Origin of the sequence: Pseudarthrobacter sp. TAF60_1 (assembly GCF_052113505.1) — a bacterium.
Lineage (GTDB): Bacteria > Actinomycetota > Actinomycetes > Actinomycetales > Micrococcaceae > Arthrobacter.
Genome location: NZ_JBFRDI010000003.1, coordinates 1 through 19,493, shown reverse-complemented (window position 1 = coordinate 19,493; position 19,493 = coordinate 1). Strand labels below are relative to the sequence as shown.

The window sequence follows — 19,493 nt, the reverse complement described above, 5'->3', positions numbered from 1 at the left end:
ATGGTCAGCGGCACGGGGATCCAAAACTTACTTTACGACGATCGCCAGAACGTCGCGGGCGGACAGCACGAGGTACTCGGTGCCGCCGGTCTTGACTTCGGTTCCACCGTACTTGGAGTAGATCACAACGTCGCCAACGGCTACGTCGACCGGAACGCGGTTGCCGTCTTCGAAGCGGCCGGGGCCTACTGCAACAACTTCACCCTCCTGCGGCTTCTCCTGTGCGGAGTCCGGGATGACCAGGCCGGAAGCCGTGGTCTGCTCGGCTTCGAGCGGGCGGACAACAATACGATCCTCAAGAGGCTTAATAGAGACCGACACTCGGACCTCTCCTTCTACGTCAGCAAAATTCATGGACAGTTGAGATGCTTCGCCGTGGCTGGCAAACCGTCGTCGCGGTGCCGGCAGCAGCCTGGCGGGCAGCTCTTCATGTATTAGCACCCTCCTAGGGAGAGTGCTAATGACGACTCTATGTATTCGTTAGCACTCGGTCAAGGCGAGTGCCAGAATTACGTTCCTGGTGGACAAATTTAGTCCCCTGAAACCCGGTGACAAGGCCACACCACCCGATGCACGCGGCGGGGCGCCCTATTTGATGCCTGCTCAGGTTCGGATAATGGCCTGATGGACAGTAACGAATCCCCCAGCGCATCCAACGGCATTCCCTCACCGCAGCCGCCACCATCCTTTTCGTCCAGAATGGCCCCGCTGTGGACAGACGGCCTTGGCAAGGCAGCGGTCCGGTCAGTCCAGGTGCTCGCCGTCGGCGCCGTCGCCTGGGTGGCGGTCGTGGCCGCCACCCGGGTCCCGCTGGTCACCACTCCTGTTTTGATAGCCCTCATCCTGGCGTCGGCAATGGCTCCCGTGGTCCGGTGGCTGGCAGGCCATGGCTGGCCGCGCGCCCTGGCCGTGCTCTCCTCGTTCCTGGTGATCCTCGCCGCCGCAGCCGGAGTCATCGGCGGGATCGTGACGCTGGTCCGGCAGCAGTCCAACGCTCTTGCGGTTCGTGCCGAAGCCGGCATCGCTGAACTCCAGAAGTCCATCACCACCGGACCGCTGCCCTTCTCCAGGGAACAGATCAGTGCGGCCCAGGGCGAATTCCAGAAGTTTCTCTCCGGCGGGAGCCTGGGAGCCGACGCCCTCACTGGCCTGAGGACGGCCGGGGAGATAGCCGCCGGCACTGTCCTCACGGCCGTGATCCTGTTCTTCTTCCTCAAGGACGGAGAGCGGATCCGGAACTTCCTCATTGGGTTCCTCCCGGCCCGCCGCCGCGGGAATGCGCACCTTGCCGCCGAGCGCAGCATCCTGGTGTTGGGCGGTTACGTGCGTGGAACATTGATCATTGCCGCCATCGACGCCCTGATTGTGCTGGCGGGCCTGCTGATCCTGAGGATTCCGCTGGCGGTGCCCCTGGCAGCGGTGGTCTTCCTGGGCGGCTTTGTGCCCATCATCGGGGCGACCGCCGCCGGCAGCCTGGCGGTCCTGGTGGCGTTGGTGGAAAACGGCCCCGTGCCTGCTCTGCTGGTTCTGATCATCCTGGTGGTCGCCAACCAGTTCGAACATCACATACTGCAGCCGTTCTTCATGGGCAGAGTCCTGCGAATCCACGGTCTGGTGATCATTCTGGCCCTGGCGGCAGGGGCAACCCTGGCCGGCGTCATCGGCGCCTTGCTCGCGGTCCCGCTCACCGCCGTCGGCTGGACCATCTACCGGACGCTGGCCGGGAACCGGACCACAAGCTAGCGCACGGCTAGAACTCGTTGGTGCCGCGAAGGCGGCGGGGACGGCCGTCTGGGTCAACGATGAGACGGCTGATCGGGAGCGCCCAGCGACGTTGGCGGGGCGATACTGGTTCTACAGTGTGCTGGCGCACCTGTCCGGCCGGTCGGGGCGGACGGCGGCCGGTTTCGTGCCACTGGTCAAGGGCATCGGCGGCGGCGTCCCAAAGCCTGAGGCCGGCCGACGGGTCCTGGAGTTCCGGGTCGTCCTGGTCCCGGCCCAGGTGTTCAGCCCAGAGTTGGAGCCGGAGCGCCTGGGCCAGGGGCCGGGAGGCCTGGTGGTCGGCTCTAATGCCGGGAAGCTCGCCGTTACCCGCCGTCGTGTCGAGTGTTGTGTCGAGTGTTGTGTCGAGTACGGCGCACGTGAGTTCGCTGTCTGTGGTCCAGGATCGGCGGTTGAAGTTGTCCGATCCGCAGGTGAACCAGACGTCATCGATGATGCAGATCTTGGCATGGACGTAAATCGGCGTGCCGGCACTGTTCTCCAGGTCGAACACCCCGACCCTGTCCGGCGCAACCCGGCGCAGCATCCCGATGGCATTCAGTTGCCCGACGCGCCTCGGCGGCCCTCCGAGAAGCCCGTCGGCATCCGGGACCTTAGGCACAACTATGATCACGTTCAGGCCGGGATTCCGTTCCAGGGCATCCGCGATTCCGGCAGCGACCTCCGTCGACCACAGGTACTGGTCCTCGATGTAAATCAGCGAACGGGCGCGGGCGAAGGCTTTGGCGCAGGCGCGCGCAATGCTCCGCTCTCCGTGCGGTGCGAAGGGGAACGGAGGGCGCTTCACCCCGTAGGTCCGCAGCAGCTGCACGGCATGCGGGCCCGCCGGCGGTGGGGGCGGCGCAGCGGGCGGGAGCGGCTCCGGATGCCGTGGCATCCGGGCGAGGCGTTGCAGCAGCATCCGGTAGGGAGTGCGCCGGTCGAGGGGATGGGGATCGTTCCAACGTTCAGCGAACACGTCCAGCACATCAGCCACCACGGGCCCGCGCAGTTCGAGGGTGGCATCGTGCCACGGGGGCCGTTTCCCGTATCGGGAATCCATGTCTACCGCTTGGGGATCTCCCGTGTGGCGGGCGTCGTCCCTGCGGCTGTGGGAAAGGTCGAGGCCGCCCACGAATGCGACGTCCCGCGACGGATTGTCACGGTGGCGGATGACGAAGAGCTTTTGGTGATGGGACCCGAACATGCGTACCCGCTGATCCAGCAGCACCTCTCCGCCGGCCTCGTTGATTTCACGGCCGTGGAGCTCGTTTGATCGGCCGCACGAGATTGCCCTCCGACCAGGACGGCGATGCTGCTCCGCCCGCCTGCACGCCCGCGGCAGGGTTCCCCCGCTCTTCTCGGCTCAGGAACCAGGTACCGGAATCACTGTCCATAAACGCTCCTTCGGGCCACGCAATGCGCCAGTGCGCGGTCTCCAAAGTAGCCTATGCGCCGCCCACCAATCTGTGCCGCGGCCCCGTGGGTGACCGGTCCGGGCCTTAGCGGCCGGCGAGGTCGTCGAAGTCCACGTCCTCGTCGCCGTCGTCACCTTCATCAGCGGCGCCGCGATTGAGGTACAACACAACCGCCCCGCCCGCTGCGGCCAGCAGCGAAATCACCAGCAGGATAATGCCGCCCACCCGGGCCCCGGTGTACAGGTCCCGGATCTGCCGGGCTTCGTCGGTGGCGTCCTGGATGTCGTTGCCGCCCACGGAATAGACGGTGGCGTTGAAGGTGTCCAGGAAGAAGATGATCACCAGCAGGGCGATGCAGACAACGGCGATTGCGGCTCCGGCGATCAGGGCGGGGCGGGCAATCTTCACCAGGTCCGTGCGGTTGTTTCGGGGCGGTCCGGACGGCTGGGGGCCTGCACTGTCTTCCATATCTTCAACCCTAGCCGGAACCGTGGCTTGGCCACCTCCACTAGGCTTGAACCCATGTCTCAAGCACCGCAGGAACAGATCGCCCCACTGCTGACGAGCGAGGGGTGGGAGCTGCTGGCATCCCTGGGGCCGTACCGGGAGGACGAGGCATTCGAGCTCAACTCGAGGCTCCGTAAGGCCGGGCACTCCCCCGAACTCGTCTCAGCCGTCCTCACCCAGTCCAGGCTGCGCACCAAGGCTGAACTGAAGTTCGGGGAGTTCGCCCGGAGCATGCTGTTCACCCAGGCAGGCCTTGAACAGGCCACCCGACTCAACGTCGCCGCCCGGCATGCGGAGCGCTTCGCACAGGCGGGCATCCGCCACGTGGCGGACCTCGGCTGCGGACTGGCAGCCGACTCCCTGGCCCTGGCATCGATGGACATCACGGTCACGGCAGTGGAGCTGGACGAAACCACCGCGGCCTGCGCCACCGTCAACCTCATCCCGTTCCCCAACGCCACGGTGGTGCATTCCGACGCCACGGCTGTTTCCTTGGAAGGGGTCGACGGCGTGTGGCTGGATCCCGCCCGCCGGGTCACCTCCACCTCGGGCACCACACGGATCTGGGATCCTGAGGCGTTCTCGCCGCCGCTGTCCTTTGTGGAATCGCTCGCGGCCACCGGACGGGCGGTGGGCGTCAAAATGGGACCGGGCATGCCGCACGAATCAGTGCCGGCCGGCTGCGAGGCGCAGTGGGTCTCCGTGGGCGGCGACGTCACCGAGGTGACCCTCTGGTTCAACTCCGTTAGCCGCCCCGGCGTCCGCCGTGCCGCCCTGCTTCTCGGGCCGCAGGGTGCCGCCGAGATCACCAGTGCCCAGGATTTCGACGGCGGTCCCGCCGCCCCGGTAGGCCCGGCAGAGGGCTACCTGTACGAACCCGACGGTGCGGTGATCCGCGCAGGCTTGGTGGCCGACGTCGCGCTTCAACTGGGCGGGCACCTGCTGGACGAACACATCGCCTACATCTGCGCGCCGGACCTGCTGGACACGCCCTTCGCCCGCGCCTACAAGGTCCTGGAGGTGATGCCGTACAACGTCAAGGCGCTCAAGGCCTGGGTCAAGGACCACGGAATCACGGTGCTGGACATCAAAAAGCGCGGCATGTCAGTTACTCCGGAAGAGCTGCGGAAGCAGCTGCTCCCAGCCGGCAAGGCCGGATACAAAAACAAGAAGGCCGGAACCAAGACGGCCACCCTGGTCCTGACCCGCATTGGGGAGGACCGGGTGGCCATCTCGGTGGAACCCGTCTAGACCGTTCCTGCCGGGTGAGCCCTGCCGGCGCGTCCTACTGGGCGCGCATGAAGTCCTCAGCAGCCCGGACCTGCTCGTCGGTGGGACGCACCCCGGTGTAAAGCACAAACTGCTCGAGCGCCTGGATGGTGGCCACCTCGGCACCTGTGATGACCTGTTTCCCGGCAGCCCGCGCAGCCTTGATCAGGGGCGTTTCGGCAGGCAGCGCCACCACGTCGAACACCACTTTGGCCGCCCCAATGGCATCCTCGGGGAAGGACAGTGAGTCGGCGTCGGGGCCTCCGGCCATACCGCCTTCCATACCAATAGGCGTGACGTTGATGATCATGTCGACCGTGCCGCCGTCGAGCGCTTTCCGCCACCGGAAGCCGTACTGTTCCGCGAGCGCGCGGCCGGTTTTCTCGTTCCGGGCGATGACGGTGACGTCGGTGAAGCCGGCGTCGCGCAGTGCGGCGACCGTGGCTTTGGCCATCCCGCCGGCGCCCTGGACCAGCACGGAGTAGTCCGTGGGCACGGCGTTGCCCTGGAGGAGCTGTTCGATGGCCGTGTAGTCGGTGTTGTAGGCCTTGAGGTGACCGTTGCTGTTGACGATGGTGTTGACCGAATCGATGGCTTTGGCGGAAGGGTCCAGCTCATCCACGAGGGCCATCACGTCCTCCTTGTACGGCATGGACACCGCACAGCCGCGGATCCCCAGGCCCCGGACGCCGGCAATCGCCTGGGCCAGGTCCGTCGGGGCAAACGCCTTGTAGATCCAGTTCAGGTCCAGCTGCTCGTAAAGGTGGTTGTGGAACCGGGTCCCGTTGTTACTGGGCCGGGCCGACAGCGAGATGCAGAGGGTCATGTCTTTATTCAGAATGGGCACCTCACCATTAAACCTGTCTCCCCCAACTAGGTAGCAGTAGATGTCGTTTTGAGGGCTCATAACGACATGTGCTGCTACCTAGTTGGGGTTAGGAGCAGCCGGTGCCGGCCGGGAAGCTTCCGACGGCGGCGGGCAGCTTTCCGGGGGCGGCCGCCTTCCCGGTGAGCACGGCAACCAGCGCATCGAAGGCGCCCGGGGTCCGGCCGTAGAGGGCAATCTTCACGGGCGCGCTGGAGCCCGCCAGCGGCCAGGGCGCATCGAGCGTCACGGCAATGTCGCCTTCTGCAGGACGTCCCGCGTAGCCGACGAGCGTGACCAGGGGACCCTGGCCGATGCTGAGCCCGGCCTTGGCAGCGGCGGCGGCGAACCGTGCCCTGTCCTGGTCCGAACCCCCGGCAATCCGGACACCTGACGGGGCGATCGGCCCGGAACACTGCCCGGACAGGACGGTGATGGCTGCGGCGGACGCCCGCGCTGACGTGTCGCCGCTGCCGCCGGGGACGGTTCCCTGCGGGGCACCCGGGGATGAGGCGGTCCGGCCGCGCCAGGTCATCATGGTGGCCACCCGCGTTGCAGCCTCGTCCAGCCGGGCCGCCGGCACCGCTCCGGCGGCCACGGCAGCCACAATGGCGGCATGCGCCTGCCCCACGTCGGCGGGCATCAGCAGCAGGTCCGCGCCGGCGGCGAGCGCAGCCGGGGCAGCGGAACCGCCGGGGTATCTCTTGTTCACGGCGCCCATGTTCAGGGCGTCGGTCACTGCTACACCCTTGAAGCCCATGCCGCGCAGGGTCGCGTAGGTCGGTGCTGATAACGACGCCGGCACGCCGGGTTCGAGCGCGGGCACGGCGATGTGGCCCGTCATGATGATCGGGACACCGGCGGCGACGGCGGCCCGGAACGGCTTCCAGTCGCGGGCCTCGAGCTCGGCGATGCCGGCGGGCTGCACCGGAAGGTCCTGGTGCGAGTCCACGGTGACGGAGCCGTGGCCCGGGAAATGTTTGATGACGGGCAGGACGCCAGCTTCCTGCATCCCTTGGGAGGACGCCACGGCCAGCTGCCCGGCCTGGTCCGGGTTCCCTGACATGGACCGTGCGCCGATGGTGGGATCCGCCGGGCCGATGGTGACGTCGGAGTCCGGCGCGAAGTCGAGGTTGAACCCCAGGGGCGCGAGCTCGGAGGCCATGGCCCGGCCGGCGTCCCTGGCCAGGGCCACGTTGCCCGCGGCACCGTAGCTCTGGGGTGTGGGCCATTCCGTCAGCGGTGCGCCCAGCCTGGTCACGGTCCCGCCTTCCTGGTCCACCCCGATCAGCCCGGGCCACGGCCTGCCGTCGGCGCGGGTGGCCTGCGAGAGGCGTTTGTTCACCGCCGTCATGGCTGAAGGGTTGGCCTGGCCGTTGGCATCCGGCGGGATGTTGTCGCCCATGATGATGGAACCGGCGAGGTGAAGGCGTTCAATGGTGGCCGCCTGCGCTGCAGGATCGGTCCCCTTGTACACGGGCATCAGCACCTGTCCCGCCTTCTCCTCCACAGACATTGCCGACACGGCAGCGGCGGCTACATCGTGATCCCGCTGTTCCGGGCCCCACCCCAGCGGCCTCAGCCCGGGATCGGGTGAGGGCGACGCCGAAGGAGGTGCCGCCGTCGGCCGTTCTGATTCTGATGGTGACGGCGAGGCGGATGCGGGCTCGGAGGCCGGCGCGGAACCAGTAACCCCCGGCGCCGGGGCCGGGATAGCGGTGCAGGCGGTCAGCACGGCTGCGAGGGCAGCAGCGGCAAGAGGGAGGGTAATTTTGTGAATACTGTCACGGGTCCGGTCGAACAAAGCCATTAGGACGATGCTACCCCTGCACTAGACTTGAACGCGGCGCACAGCCCCGGACAGCCGAACAGTGAGGAACGCATTTGAAGATTGATTTCGCTTCATCGAAGCAATCAACTCTCGGTGTGGAATGGGAGCTGGCCCTGGTCAACGGCCAGACCGGCGAACTGGCGTCCGTGGCCAATGAGGTGCTGCGCGGTGTTATGGCCAAGCACCCTGAACTCAACGAAGATGACGAGCATCCCCACATCAAGCAGGAACTTCTGCTGAACACGGTGGAACTTGTCACGGGAATCTGCACCACCGTGGCGGAAGCCAAGGCGGACCTGGGCAGCTCCCTGGCAGCCGTCCGCGAAATCACCGATCCCATGGGCGTGGAGGTCTTCTGCGCCGGCAGCCACCCGTTCAGCCCGCCGCAGCTGCAGCCGGTGACGGACAAGGCACGCTACGCCAAACTGATCGACCGCACCCAGTGGTGGGGCCGGCAGATGGTCATTTACGGAGTGCACGTCCATGTGGGCCTGGACCGGCGTGAGAAGGTCCTGCCGGTTCTCGACGGGCTGGTCAACTACTTCCCGCATTTCCAGGCGCTTTCGGCCTCGAGCCCGTTCTGGGGCGGCGAAGACACCGGCTACGCCTCACAGCGGGCCCTCATGTTCCAGCAGTTGCCCACCGCCGGCCTGCCGTTCCAGTTTTCCCGGTGGGAGGACTTCGAATCCTATGCGCAGGACATGTTCACCACCGGGGTGATCGATTCCCTCTCCGAAATCCGCTGGGACATCCGGCCCGTCCCGCATTTCGGCACCATCGAGATGCGCATCTGCGACGGCCTGGCCACGCTGGAGGAAGTGGGCGCCATCGCCGCCCTCACCCAGTGCCTTGTGGACGAATTCTCCACCACGCTGGACAATGGCGGCACCATCCCCACCATGCCGCCGTGGCATGTGCAGGAGAACAAGTGGCGGGCCGCCCGCTACGGCATGGACGCGATCATCATCCTCGATGCCGCCGGCAACGAGCAGCTGGTCACCGACCACCTGATGGAAACCCTGAACCGGCTGGAGCCGGTCGCCGCCAAGCTCGGTTGCAGTGACGAGCTGGCCGACGTCGACAAGATCATCCGCCGGGGCGCCGGGTATCAGCGCCAGCGCCGCGTCGCTGCCGAGCACGGCGGGGACCTGCGGGCCGTGGTGCTTGACCTCGTGAAGCAGATGCGGAACGGCCCGACGGGCTGATCCGGGTCAGGCGGGGAGGGACACTGCGGTCACGGGCATTGAGGAGTCGGGGGCGAAGCGAATGCCGCTCGGTCCGATCCCTGCCATCACCAGCTGCGCGCCCAGGGCCGCCACCATGGCCCCGTTATCGGTGCACAGGTCCAGCGGCGGCACGTGGAGTTTGATTCCGGCCGAGGCACAGCGCTGGCCGGTGAGCTCCCGCAGCCTCGAGTTGGCCGCCACTCCCCCGCCCAGCAGGACATCCTTGATGCCGTGCTCGCGGCAGGCCAGCACGGCCTTGGACGTGATCACATCCACTACTGCCTCCTGGAAGGCCGCGGCGATGTCGGCCACCGGGACCTCCTCGCCGCGGGCTTCGAGCTGTTCCACGCAGCGCGCGACGGCGGTCTTGAGTCCGCTGAAGGACCAGTCGTAACGGTGCGGGCCGGGTTCCTCGGCGGTGCCCATGTACTTGGGCTGGCTGAGCCCGCGCGGGAACCGGATGGCTTTGGGGTTGCCGGTGCGGGCCAGCTTGTCGATGGCCGGGCCGCCCGGGTAGCCGAGGCCGAGGATGCGGGCCACTTTGTCGTAGGCTTCGCCGGCGGCGTCGTCGATGGTTGACCCCAGAAGCTGGACATCATCGGTGATGCTGTTGATCTTCAGGATCTCGGTGTGGCCGCCCGAAACCAGCAGGGCACCGAGGTTCCCGGGAAGGCGGGGGGCACCCGCGGCGACGTTCGGCGACGAAGCCGGCGCCCCGCCGTCGGCCTTCACGCTTTCATTGGGGCTGCCATCGAGGAGCCCGACACCAACGTGCGCCACCAGGTGGTTGATCGCATACAGCGGCTTGCCGGTGGCCACTGCCAGCGCCTTCGCCGCGCACACTCCCACCATCAGTGCTCCGGCGAGCCCGGGTCCGGAGGTGACCGCGATGGCGTCCACCTCCTCCAGTTTCACGTCGGCATCGGCCAGCGCCTGGCGCAAAGTGGGGACAAAGGCGTCGAGGTGCGCGCGGGAGGCGATCTCCGGGATCACCCCGCCAAAGCGCACGTGTTCGTCCATCGAGGAGGACACGGTGTTGGTGAGCAGCGTGGTGCCGCGGACGATGCCCACGCCGGTTTCGTCGCAGGAGGATTCGATGCCCAGCACCAGGGGCTGCGAGCGGTTCATGCCTGTCCTGCTTCTGTTGTTGTCGGGTTGGCTTCTGTCTGGTTGGCTTCTGCCGGGTCGGCCTCTGCCGGGCGGTGGGGCGGGATCCCGCCGTCCGGCACCAGCTGCAGCCGCATGATGAGGGCGTCGACGCCGTCGCGGTAGTACTTGCGGCGCACGTGGATCTGCTCGAAACCGAACCGCACGTAGAGTTGCTGCGCCCGCGGGTTGTCCTCGCGGACCTCCAGCAGGACGTCCGCGGCCCGGCGGCGCCGTGCCTCGTCGATCAGCCGGGTCAGGAGGGCCGATCCGATCCCGCGCCCTTCAAATTCGGGCACGACGGCGATGGTCTGGACATCCGCGATCGGCTCGATGCACATCAGGCCGGCGTAGCCCACAATGTCCCCGCCGCTTTCGGCCACCACGTAGCGGCGCGTTTCCGGCTGGGACAGTTCCGCCAGGAACATCTCCAGCGGCCAGGCGTCCGCGGGGAACAGCCGCTGTTCCAGGGCGTTGACGGCGGGTACGTCCTCGAGGGCCATATCGCGGAAGGCCACTCCGTCAGCGCCGGCAGGGTCGGCGCCGGGACGGTCCGCACCGGCGGGTGTGCTCACAGCGCCCGCTTCCGCGGCCCGGGGACCTGGGCGTCGGATTCCCGCAGGTACAGCGGCGTGGAGTCGAGCAGGTGAGCGCCGGAAGCCAGCCGGGCCAGGGCGAACTGGCCCAGATACAACGCGTCCGGCTGTTCCTTGCTGAAGCCGGGGTCAGCGCGGAGCACGTCGCTGTAGAGTCCGGCGCCGGCCCCGTAGGCCGGGAGGTCCGGGAGGTCTGCGGCGAAGCTGACTTGGGGGCCGTCCTCCAACCGCGGCAACTGACCTTCCGAGAGGCTGTACCGGGCCCAATAGACCTCTTTGCGCCGGGCATCGGTGACCACGAGGAACTCGGCCGCGGCATCGGTGGACTCGGCCACTTCCAGTGCGACGGCGTCGAGGCTCATCACCCCGTGCAGCGGCTTGTCCCAAACGAAAGCAAGCGTGCGGGCTGTGGCGATCCCGGAACGCAGGCCGGTGAACGGGCCCGGCCCCACCCCTACAACGATCGCGTCAATGTCCTGCCCGGTGACGCCGGCGGAAGCAAGCAGGGCCTCGATCCCGGGGGCCAGGACTTCGGCGTGACTGCGGGTGTCCTCCGTGGCGAAGCTCGCCACTTCGCCTTCGATGGCGTCGTCGGAGACCAGGGCGGCGCTGGCCACGGCGGAGGTGTCGATCGCAAGAATGAGCATCAGGGTGTCCCTTCGAAGGCGCCGCCGAGGACAGGCCTGGTGCTCCAGCGCGGACCAAAGCCTCGCATCATGATGGTGCGGGGCTCGTCGTCGTCCTCGGTGTCAAAGTCCAGGATGTCTGTGTGGCCGGGGATGGGTTCCGAGGCGCCCACGGCATCCAGCCCGATGGCGCGGTGCAGGTCCACTTCCAGACGGCTTTCGCTCAGATGCTCCACCCGGCCGCGGCCCCACTCCACTACCGTCACGGAAGAGTCCAGCGTGTTTTCGAGGTCAATGTCGTCAATTTCCGACGCCGATCCCAGCCGGTACGCGTCCACGTGCACCAAATCCGGGCCGCCGGGCCGCGGGCCGTCAGGCAAGTTGGGATGGATACGCACCAGAACAAAAGTGGGCGAGATGATGCCCGCGCGCACGCCCAGGCCCTCGCCGAGCCCCTGCGTGAACGTGGTCTTCCCGGCACCCAGCTCGCCGGTCAGCACCAGCAGGTCCCCCGCCTGCAGCACCTGACCCAAAGCCGCGCCGAGCGCGTGGGTCTGGTCCGCCGTCGTGACCCTGAGCTTCTGTTCCCAGCTGGGCAAGTCGGCCTGGGCGGGCTGGCTCACGGGGTCACCTTTTCGGCGGCTCCCGGAGCGGGAGAATGCCCGACGGCGGGGCTTTCGTTAATGAACCGGCGCGGCACCCGGGGGCTGATCCGGGTGACGATCTCGTAGTTGTTGGTCCCGGCGGCGGCCGCCCAGTCGTCTGCCGTGGGCCCGTCGTCGTCTCCGTTGCCGAACAGCACTGCCTCGGCGCCGAAGAGGTCTGCGCCGGCGGGGCCGATGTTGCCGACGTCGATGACCATCTGGTCCATGGCGATCCGGCCCACCACGGGATAGGTCCGGCCGGCCACCCGGACCGGGCCGCCGGTGGCCACGCGCGGCACGCCGTCCGCGTAGCCGAGCGGGATCAGCGCGAGGCTGCTGGGTCCATTAGTGCGGTAGCGCAGGCCGTAGGAGACGCCCTGCCCCTCGGGGACGTCCTTGCACTGGGAGACGAGGGTACGCAGCGTCATGGCGGGCCGGAGTCCCAGCTCGGCGGAGGTCTGGCCTTCAAAGGGGGAGAGTCCGTAGATGCCGAGGCCCACGCGCACCAGGTCGAAGTGCGTGTCGGGGCGGGACAGCGTGGCCGGGGTGTTGGCCAGGTGCCGGACCTCGGGGTCAACGCCGGCGTCCTCCGCCACGGCGAGCACGTCGCGGAAGACGGCCAGCTGCTCGTCGGTTTCGGGCCGTTCGGGCTCATCGGCCACGGAGAGGTGCGAGAAGATGCCCACCACGCGCAGGAGGCCCTGGTCCTGGTATTCCATGGCCTCACCCACCAGCTGGTCCCAGGATTCGAGGGTGGCGCCGTTGCGGCCAAGGCCCGTGTCCACTTTCAGGTGAATCCGTGCGGGGCGTTCCTGGTCCCGCGCGGCGGCCACAATGCGCTCCAGTTCCCAGCCGGAGCAGCCAATGTCGACGCCGGCAGCCACCGCCGCGGCGAAGTTGCTTTCGGTGGTGTGCAGCCAGGCCAGCAGCGGCGCGTCGATGCCCGCCGCACGCAATGCCAGCGCCTCGGAGATGTGCGCAACGCCCAGCCAGGAGGCGCCGGCTTCCAGGGCGGCCCGGGCCACCGGGACCGCGCCGTGCCCGTAGGCGTCGGCCTTCACCACGGCCATGACCTTCGCGGGTGAGGCCGCGCCGGCGAGCCGGCGGACGTTGTGGCGGATGGCATCCAGATCGATCACGGCGGACCGCTCGTACAGGGGATCCGTTCCTGGGGACGCGCTGAAGTTACCGGTTGCTGCGGGGTAAGTCACCCTAGTGATTCTAGTGCGAGCGGCCCAGCCGCAAATCACAGCCGGATAATCCCAGGGCCGCAGCACCGCAAAAGCACCGCCCCTCCGCGCCGCCGCCGGGGCACACGGGGTGGCGCACCGCCGTCGGACGTTACGCGTCCGAGAGGTGCGCGATGGTGGCAGCGGCCCGTCGCTGGGCAGCCTGCGGAACGTCGCTGACAATGTCGGCGAGGAAGCCGAAGCGGCGAAGCCACTGGCTGCTCTGGCGTTCCGGCCGGGCGTTGGCGCGCTTCCACCAGTCGGCGATGTCGCCCCAGCCCGGCGCGGCCAACGAACCGCCTACCTCCTGGACGGCGAGGGAGGCGCAGAGGTTGGCGAAGCGGAGCCGGTTTCCCAGCGGCCAGCCGGCGAGGCTGCCCACAATGAAGGCGGCATCGAAGCAGTCGCCGGCGCCGGTGGGATCGAAGGCCGTGACCGGCAGCGACGGCACCCACTCCTCCTCCCCAGTCTCCGAGTCCACAGCCATGGCCCCTTGCGCACCGAGTGTCACCACGGCCACCGGCACCCGATCGGCCAAGGCGTACAGGGCAGACCACGGGTTGTCCTTGCCGGTGAAGGCCATCGCCTCGCGCTGGTTGGGCAGGAACGCGTGGAAGTACTGCAGGTTCTCGAGCCGGACCGGCGCCCACTCCCCGCTGGGATCCCAGCCCACGTCCCCGAACAGTTTGACCCCCGCCTGGTGCGCGGCCTTGGCCCACGGTTCAATCTCAACGTCCAGTTCGGCAATGCCGGCGAGCGCCTGCGGCGGCGTCCCGATCAGTTCTGACGAGGTCACGGGCGCCGCGTGGCCGTGCGTCACCAGGGACCGGTCCTTGTCCACACTGAGCGAAACGGTGACCGGCGAGTGCCAACCCGGCACCCGGCGCGACAAGCTGAGGTCCACGTGCTCCTGCCCCGCCAGGATCTTCCAGTTGTAGTCGCCGTAACCATCGTCTCCGAAGGCGGCTGCGAGTCCGGTTTTCAGGCCCAGCCTCGCAGCAGCAATGGCCTGGTTCGCCACACCGCCGGGGCAGCTGCCCATTCCTTCGCTCCAGATTTCGGTGCCGGGCTCGGGGGCGTGCGGCAGGCCGGTGAAGATGATGTCCTGGAAAACGGTGCCTGCCAGGATGAGGTCGAAGCCGCCGTCGGACTGTGTGCGGACTGACGAAAGCGGATCGAAACGGCGGTCCGGGATGGCGTCCATGTCCCGCAGACTACGCCCTGCCGCCGCACTGCGGTAGGGGTGTGCCCGCCGGCGGCCTACACTGCTGACTATGCGGCTCATGATTGCCGGCGGCGGCGGATTCCGCGTGCCCCTTGTCTACCGGGCGCTGGCTTCGGGCCCCTTCGCCGGGCTGGTCAGCGAACTGGTGCTGTTCGACGTCGACCCCGGCCGGCTGAGTGCCATCGCCGCGGTCCTGCGGGCCATGCCAACGTCCGACGGCGGCAGTCGCAGCAGTGCGCGGCCGCCCGCCGTCCGCACCACCACGTCCCTGCCGGACGCGCTCCGCGGGGCGGACCTGGTGTTTGCGGCCATCCGCCCCGGAGGCACGGCGGGCAGGATCGCCGACGAACGCGTGGCCCAGGACCTCGGCCTGCTGGGCCAGGAAACCACCGGCGCGGGCGGGATCTCCTACGCCCTGCGGACCATCCCGGAAATGCTGCACCTGGCACGGCAGATGCGGGAGCTCAGCCCGCACGCCTGGCTGATCAACTTCACCAACCCGGCCGGCATGGTCACGGAAGCGCTCGTGCCTGTCCTCGGCCGCAAGGTCATCGGGATCTGCGATTCCGCAGGTGGGCTGGTGCATCGGGCGGCCCATGCTGCCGGGCTTTCGTTGGCGGACGGGAGGCTCGACGGTGTGGGCTACTACGGGCTGAACCACCTGGGCTGGCTGTACCGGCTGGAGTCCGGCGGCCGGGATCTGCTGCCGGGGCTGCTCGCCGACCCGGCTGCCCTCGCGTCCTTTGAGGAAGGCCGGCTCTTCCCCCAGCCGTTCCTCGCGGAGCTCGGCGCCTTGCCCAATGAATACCTTTATTACTACTACCAGCGGGACGGTGCGGCCGCGGCCATGCGGGCCATGGCCGTCACCCGCGGCGAGTCCATCCATCAGCAGCAGTCGGACCTTTACCCGCGGCTCGCTTCCTCCGGAGCGGACGCCTACCGGTTGTGGGACGCCGCCCGCCGCTCCCGTGAGGAAGGCTATCTGGCCGAGGCCCGGACCCACGGTGAGCAGCGCGACGAGGCCGACCTCGCCGGCGGCGGTTACGAACGGGTGGCCCTGGCCGTGATGCGCGCGCTGGCCGGCGGCCCCGGCGCCTCATCCGGGGAGCGCGCTACCCAACTGATCCTTAACACCCCCAACACCCTTCCCACTCCTCCTGCCCAGGCGACCACCCCTGCATCAGCCCCTCCGACCCGGGCCATCCCGGGACTGCCGGCGGACGCCGTCGTCGAAGTCCCCTGCACGGTCACGCCCGACGGCGCGGTGCCGCTTCCCCAGTCGGAGCCTGGCCCGCAGCAACTGGCCCTGCTGCGCCGGGTCAAGGAGGTGGAGCAGCTCACTGTCCGTGCAGCGACTCTCGGCGACCGGGCTGCCGCCGTCGACGCCTTCAGCCGGCATCCGCTGGTGGATTCAGCCCAGCTCGGGGCGGCGCTACTGGCCGGCTACGAGCGCGCCTTCCCCGCACTGGGTGCACTTTGGCGGCAGGAGTAGTGTTTTACCGAGTGGACAAAAGCCGGGCCGGGAGCCGCGCCGGGATGGGGAAGGAGGGGCCATGACACCGATCCGCAGGGTCGCGCTACTTTCCCTCCACACCTCCCCCATGGAGCAGCCGGGCTCCGGCGACGCCGGCGGAATGAACGTTTACATCCGCGAACTGGCGTCGGCGCTGGCCGAAGCCGGCGTCGAAGTGGAGATCTTCACACGCTCCACCTCAGCCAATCAGCCCGCCGTCGAACACCCGGACCCCGGCGTGTGCGTCCACAACGTGTTTGCCGGGCCGCCGCGAAAAATCCCCAAGGAGGAACTGCCGGCCCTGCTGCACAGCATGGTGGCCGAGATCGAGCAGATCCGCCTGCGCCAGCCGCACGGCCGTTACGACGTGATCCATTCGCACTACTGGGTGTCCGGGATCGCCGGCCTGGAACTTGCCGAGCTCTGGGGCGTGCCGCTGGTCCACACGATGCACACCATGGCCAAGGTCAAGAATCTCCTGCTGCAGTCGGGCGAACAGCCCGAGCCGCGGCGGCGCGAAGAGGGCGAACACCGGATCGTCGACGGCGCAACACGCCTGATTGCCAACACCAGCGCTGAAGCCACGGAGCTGGTCTCGCACTATGGGGCCGATTCCGACCGGATCGATGTGGCGCCGCCGGGCGTGGACCTCAGCACTTTCACGCCTGCCTTCCGGGCGCGGTCCCGGGCGGAGCGTGGCATCCCGCCGGAGACCTTCCATCTGGTCTTCGCCGGCCGCATCCAGCGGCTCAAGGGTCCGCAGGTTTTGCTGAAGGCTGCGGCCCTGCTGCGGAAGCGGCGGCCTGGAATCGACCTCCGGGTCACCATCCTCGGGGCCCTGAGCGGCAACAAGGACTTCAACCTGCGGCAGCTGATCGCCGAGTCCGGAATGGACGACGTCGTGACGCACCTACCGCCTGTCGGTGCGGCCGAACTGGCGTCCTGGTTCCGGTCTGCCGACGTTGTGGTGATGCCTTCCTACAGTGAGTCGTTCGGGCTGGTGGCCATCGAAGCGCAGGCGTGCGGGACCCCCGTGGTGGGGACCCGGGTGGGCGGCCTGTCGCGGGCCATCCACCATGGCCGGACCGGGCTGCTGGTGGACGGGCACCATGCCAAGGACTGGGCTGACGCGCTCGAAGCCATGTATGACGATCCGGACACCCGGGCCGACATGGGGCGGGCGGCCTCCATCGGGGCGGAAAACCTGGGGTGGAACCGCACTGCCGCCATCACGCTGGAGACCTACCACGCCGCCGTCGACGAGAAGTCGGCGGGCCGGCCTGTCCAGGCCGCGCCCACAATGGCGGCCGCGGCCGTCGCGGCGCCCTAAGGAGGGCTTGAAATGACTGGCCTGCATCCCCTGAGCGACCTCGAGATCGCGAGGCAGGCCATCATCCGGCCGATCGAGGACATTGCCGCCGAGGCCGGCATCAACGCTGAGGCGTTGGAACTGTATGGCCGGTACAAAGCCAAGGTCAATCCATCCCTCCTGACGGCACCGGCGCCGTCCGGGCGGGTTGTGCTCGTGTCCGCCATGTCGCCCACTCCGGCCGGGGAGGGGAAGTCGACCACCACGGTGGGGCTTGCCGATTCGCTGGCACGGGCGGGGCACAAAGTGATGATCGCGCTGCGGGAGCCCTCGCTCGGCCCGGTGCTGGGGATGAAGGGCGGGGCTACCGGTGGCGGCTACTCCCAGGTACTGCCGATGGACGAGATCAACCTGCACTTCACAGGTGATTTCCACGCCGTGACCTCGGCCAACAACGCCTTGATGGCCCTCGTGGACAACCATATCTTCCAGGGAAACGAGCTGAACATCGACCCCCGGCGGATGACCTTCAAGCGCGTCCTGGACATGAACGACCGTTCCCTCCGCGAAGTGATCATTGGGCTCGGCGGGCCGACGCAGGGTGTGCCGCGCCAGGACGGGTTCGATATTACGGTGGCTTCCGAGATCATGGCCGTTTTCTGCCTGGCGACGGACCTGGCCGACCTCCGCGAGCGCCTGGGCCGGATCACGTTCGGCTACACCTACTCCCGGGTTCCGGTCACGGTGGCGGACCTCGGCGTCCAGGGGGCGCTGACCCTGCTCCTCAAGGAAGCCATCAAGCCGAACCTGGTGCAGACCATCGCCGGCACTCCCGCGCTGGTTCACGGCGGCCCGTTCGCCAACATCGCGCACGGCTGCAATTCGCTGATCGCCACCCAGACGGCCCGGCGGCTCGCGGAGATCGTGGTCACGGAAGCCGGCTTCGGCGCAGACCTGGGCGCGGAGAAGTTCATGGACATCAAAGCGCGGATTGCTGACGTGGCGCCCTCCGCCGTCGTGGTGGTGGCAACGGTCCGCGCGCTCAAGATGCACGGCGGCGTGCCCAAGGACCGGCTCACGGTACCCGGCCTCGAGGCGCTGGAGGCCGGCGTCGCCAATCTCCGGCGGCACATCCACAACGTGGAGAAGTTCGGGGTGACGCCGGTGGTGGCCATTAACCGGTTCTCCTCTGATACGGATGAGGAACTGAACTGGCTCCTGGAGTGGTGTGCCGCGGAAGGTGTGCAGGCCGCCGTCGCCGATGTGTGGGGTCGTGGCGGGGGCGGCGACGGCGGTGACGAGCTCGCCGCGAAGGTGGCGGCGGTGGTTGCTGCGCCGAACAAATTCCGGCACCTGTATCCGCTGGAGCTGCCTGTGGAGGAGAAGATCAGGACCATCGCCCAGGAGATCTACGGTGCCGACGGCGTGGACTTCTCCGTGCCGGCCCTGAAGCGGCTGGCGGACATCGAGAAGAACGGCTGGTCCGGGCTGCCCGTCTGCATGGCCAAGACCCAGTACTCCTTCACCGACGACGCCTCCCGGCTCGGCGCGCCGAAAGGTTTTACCATCCACGTCCGCGACCTCATCCCGAAAACCGGCGCCGGCTTCATCGTGGCGTTGACGGGAGCGGTCATGACCATGCCAGGCCTGCCCGCCGACCCCGCCGCCATGCGCATGGACGTGGACGACGCCGGCAACCCCGTAGGCCTCACCTAACCCCGGGCCGCCCCCACCCCCACCCCGCCCCGCCCCCACTGCCCACCGGACGCTCTCTCACTTAATGTGCGTTTTTCACGGACGCTCTCTCGTTTAATGTGCGTTTTTCACGGACGCTCTCTCACTTAATGTGGGTTTTCGGTCAACGCTCTCTCACTTAACGACGCATCGAGTACTCGTACGCGCCGGCCGCTTCTACCGCGGCAACAGCGGCTAAGGTCGGGCTCCCTCGTGAAAATGGCCGACGACGGCGTCCCCCGCCTTGTTCTCCTCGCAACAGTAAAGCGGGCGGTACTGAACCTTGAAACCATGCCGCGGCGATCGGCGGGGAGGCCGCAGGGGCGAGTGACGCCGTCGTGCGTCTCCGCGGTTTCACGGTTAACGCCGCGACGCTCCCCCACCGGTTGGTGAGAGAGCGTCGCGTCAAAACCCACATTAAGTGAGAGAGGATCGCCCGAAAACCCACATTAAGCTTGTATGCCCCTTGCGGGGCGCCCGTTCCGGGCTGAAAATGTGCCTGTGGTCGCCTGTCGACGCCGTAGTCACTATGTTTCTTCTTAGTCCGTCATTAAGCCGGGTGCCGGGGATCACGCCGTGGGCCCTTCACTGTTT

General features: G+C 67.9%; 18 protein-coding genes. 7 read left to right on the top strand and 11 right to left on the bottom strand.

The genetic code is table 11. The features are described from left to right. Nucleotides 1–27 precede the first annotated feature (27 nt). Nucleotides 28–321: a co-chaperone GroES gene (gene groES, locus AB4Y73_RS03740; RefSeq protein ID WP_003805290.1), complete on the bottom strand. Its 294-nt coding sequence runs from the start codon at nt 319–321 to the stop codon at nt 28–30. A gap of 303 nt (nt 322–624) precedes the next feature. On the opposite strand from groES, the gene AB4Y73_RS03735 reads away from it, so the two are divergent. Continuing rightward, nucleotides 625–1,743 (top strand): AI-2E family transporter, encoded by a 1,119-nt coding sequence (locus tag AB4Y73_RS03735; RefSeq protein ID WP_441868659.1) that lies wholly within the window; start codon nt 625–627, stop codon nt 1,741–1,743. Between the two features lie 7 nt (nt 1,744–1,750). Here AB4Y73_RS03735 and AB4Y73_RS03730 read toward each other — a convergent pair whose 3' ends face one another. Continuing rightward, the gene (locus AB4Y73_RS03730) at nt 1,751–2,824 is read right to left on the bottom strand and encodes a phospholipase D-like domain-containing protein (protein WP_441868656.1); all 1,074 of its coding nucleotides are present in this window, start codon (nt 2,822–2,824) and stop codon (nt 1,751–1,753) included. A gap of 24 nt (nt 2,825–2,848) precedes the next feature. Between AB4Y73_RS03730 and AB4Y73_RS03725 the strand changes: the two genes are divergently transcribed. Continuing rightward, nucleotides 2,849–3,037: a hypothetical protein gene (locus AB4Y73_RS03725; protein WP_441868653.1), complete on the top strand. Its 189-nt coding sequence runs from the start codon at nt 2,849–2,851 to the stop codon at nt 3,035–3,037. 226 nt (nt 3,038–3,263) lie between these two features. Here the strand turns inward: AB4Y73_RS03725 and AB4Y73_RS03720 are convergent, their stop codons facing one another. Beyond that, nucleotides 3,264–3,647 (bottom strand): hypothetical protein, encoded by a 384-nt coding sequence (locus AB4Y73_RS03720; RefSeq protein WP_441868650.1) that lies wholly within the window; start codon nt 3,645–3,647, stop codon nt 3,264–3,266. 54 nt (nt 3,648–3,701) lie between these two features. Here AB4Y73_RS03720 and AB4Y73_RS03715 point away from each other — a divergent pair, with 54 nt between their 5' ends. Beyond that, nucleotides 3,702–4,937: a THUMP-like domain-containing protein gene (locus AB4Y73_RS03715; protein ID WP_441868647.1), complete on the top strand. Its 1,236-nt coding sequence runs from the start codon at nt 3,702–3,704 to the stop codon at nt 4,935–4,937. Between the two features lie 34 nt (nt 4,938–4,971). Here the strand turns inward: AB4Y73_RS03715 and AB4Y73_RS03710 are convergent, their stop codons facing one another. Then, nucleotides 4,972–5,802 (bottom strand): shikimate 5-dehydrogenase, encoded by an 831-nt coding sequence (locus tag AB4Y73_RS03710; protein ID WP_441868644.1) that lies wholly within the window; start codon nt 5,800–5,802, stop codon nt 4,972–4,974. Between the two features lie 88 nt (nt 5,803–5,890). Further along, nucleotides 5,891–7,630 (bottom strand): glycoside hydrolase family 3 N-terminal domain-containing protein, encoded by a 1,740-nt coding sequence (locus tag AB4Y73_RS03705; RefSeq protein WP_441868641.1) that lies wholly within the window; start codon nt 7,628–7,630, stop codon nt 5,891–5,893. 74 nt (nt 7,631–7,704) lie between these two features. On the opposite strand from AB4Y73_RS03705, the gene AB4Y73_RS03700 reads away from it, so the two are divergent. Beyond that, a complete protein-coding gene (locus tag AB4Y73_RS03700) occupies nt 7,705–8,856 on the top strand; it encodes a glutamate--cysteine ligase (RefSeq protein ID WP_441868638.1) in 1,152 nt (383 codons plus the stop codon). Nucleotides 8,857–8,862: 6 nt separating this feature from the next. On the opposite strand, the gene tsaD is transcribed toward AB4Y73_RS03700, so the two are convergent. From tsaD to AB4Y73_RS03670, 6 genes are all read right to left on the bottom strand, one after another. Continuing rightward, nucleotides 8,863–10,005: a tRNA (adenosine(37)-N6)-threonylcarbamoyltransferase complex transferase subunit TsaD gene (gene tsaD / locus AB4Y73_RS03695; RefSeq protein WP_441868635.1), complete on the bottom strand. Its 1,143-nt coding sequence runs from the start codon at nt 10,003–10,005 to the stop codon at nt 8,863–8,865. Beyond that, on the bottom strand, nt 10,002–10,526 hold the full coding sequence (rimI, locus tag AB4Y73_RS03690) for a ribosomal protein S18-alanine N-acetyltransferase (RefSeq protein ID WP_441869757.1): 525 nt from the start codon (nt 10,524–10,526) through the stop codon (nt 10,002–10,004). Before rimI ends, tsaD begins: the two co-directional genes overlap by 4 nt. Before the next feature lie 68 nt (nt 10,527–10,594). After that, a complete protein-coding gene (tsaB, locus tag AB4Y73_RS03685) occupies nt 10,595–11,266 on the bottom strand; it encodes a tRNA (adenosine(37)-N6)-threonylcarbamoyltransferase complex dimerization subunit type 1 TsaB (protein WP_441868633.1) in 672 nt (223 codons plus the stop codon). Next, nucleotides 11,266–11,868 carry a tRNA (adenosine(37)-N6)-threonylcarbamoyltransferase complex ATPase subunit type 1 TsaE gene (tsaE, locus tag AB4Y73_RS03680; protein WP_441868630.1) on the bottom strand — a complete coding sequence of 201 codons (603 nt, stop codon included), beginning with the start codon at nt 11,866–11,868 and terminating at the stop codon, nt 11,266–11,268. Before tsaE ends, tsaB begins: the two co-directional genes overlap by 1 nt. Beyond that, nucleotides 11,865–13,100 (bottom strand): alanine racemase, encoded by a 1,236-nt coding sequence (gene alr / locus AB4Y73_RS03675; protein ID WP_441868627.1) that lies wholly within the window; start codon nt 13,098–13,100, stop codon nt 11,865–11,867. Before alr ends, tsaE begins: the two co-directional genes overlap by 4 nt. 130 nt (nt 13,101–13,230) lie before the next feature. Continuing rightward, on the bottom strand, nt 13,231–14,322 hold the full coding sequence (locus AB4Y73_RS03670; RefSeq protein WP_441868624.1) for a carbohydrate kinase family protein: 1,092 nt from the start codon (nt 14,320–14,322) through the stop codon (nt 13,231–13,233). A gap of 70 nt (nt 14,323–14,392) precedes the next feature. On the opposite strand from AB4Y73_RS03670, the gene AB4Y73_RS03665 reads away from it, so the two are divergent. From AB4Y73_RS03665 to AB4Y73_RS03655, 3 genes are all read left to right on the top strand, one after another. Further along, on the top strand, nt 14,393–15,835 hold the full coding sequence (locus AB4Y73_RS03665) for a family 4 glycosyl hydrolase (RefSeq protein WP_441868621.1): 1,443 nt from the start codon (nt 14,393–14,395) through the stop codon (nt 15,833–15,835). A gap of 61 nt (nt 15,836–15,896) precedes the next feature. Further along, nucleotides 15,897–17,186, top strand: a complete 1,290-nt coding sequence (mshA, locus tag AB4Y73_RS03660) for a D-inositol-3-phosphate glycosyltransferase (RefSeq protein WP_441868618.1) — start codon at nt 15,897–15,899, stop codon at nt 17,184–17,186. A gap of 12 nt (nt 17,187–17,198) precedes the next feature. After that, entirely contained in the window at nt 17,199–18,881 is a 1,683-nt protein-coding gene (locus AB4Y73_RS03655) for a formate--tetrahydrofolate ligase (RefSeq protein ID WP_441868615.1), read from the top strand. The last annotated feature ends 612 nt before the right edge of the window (nt 18,882–19,493 follow it).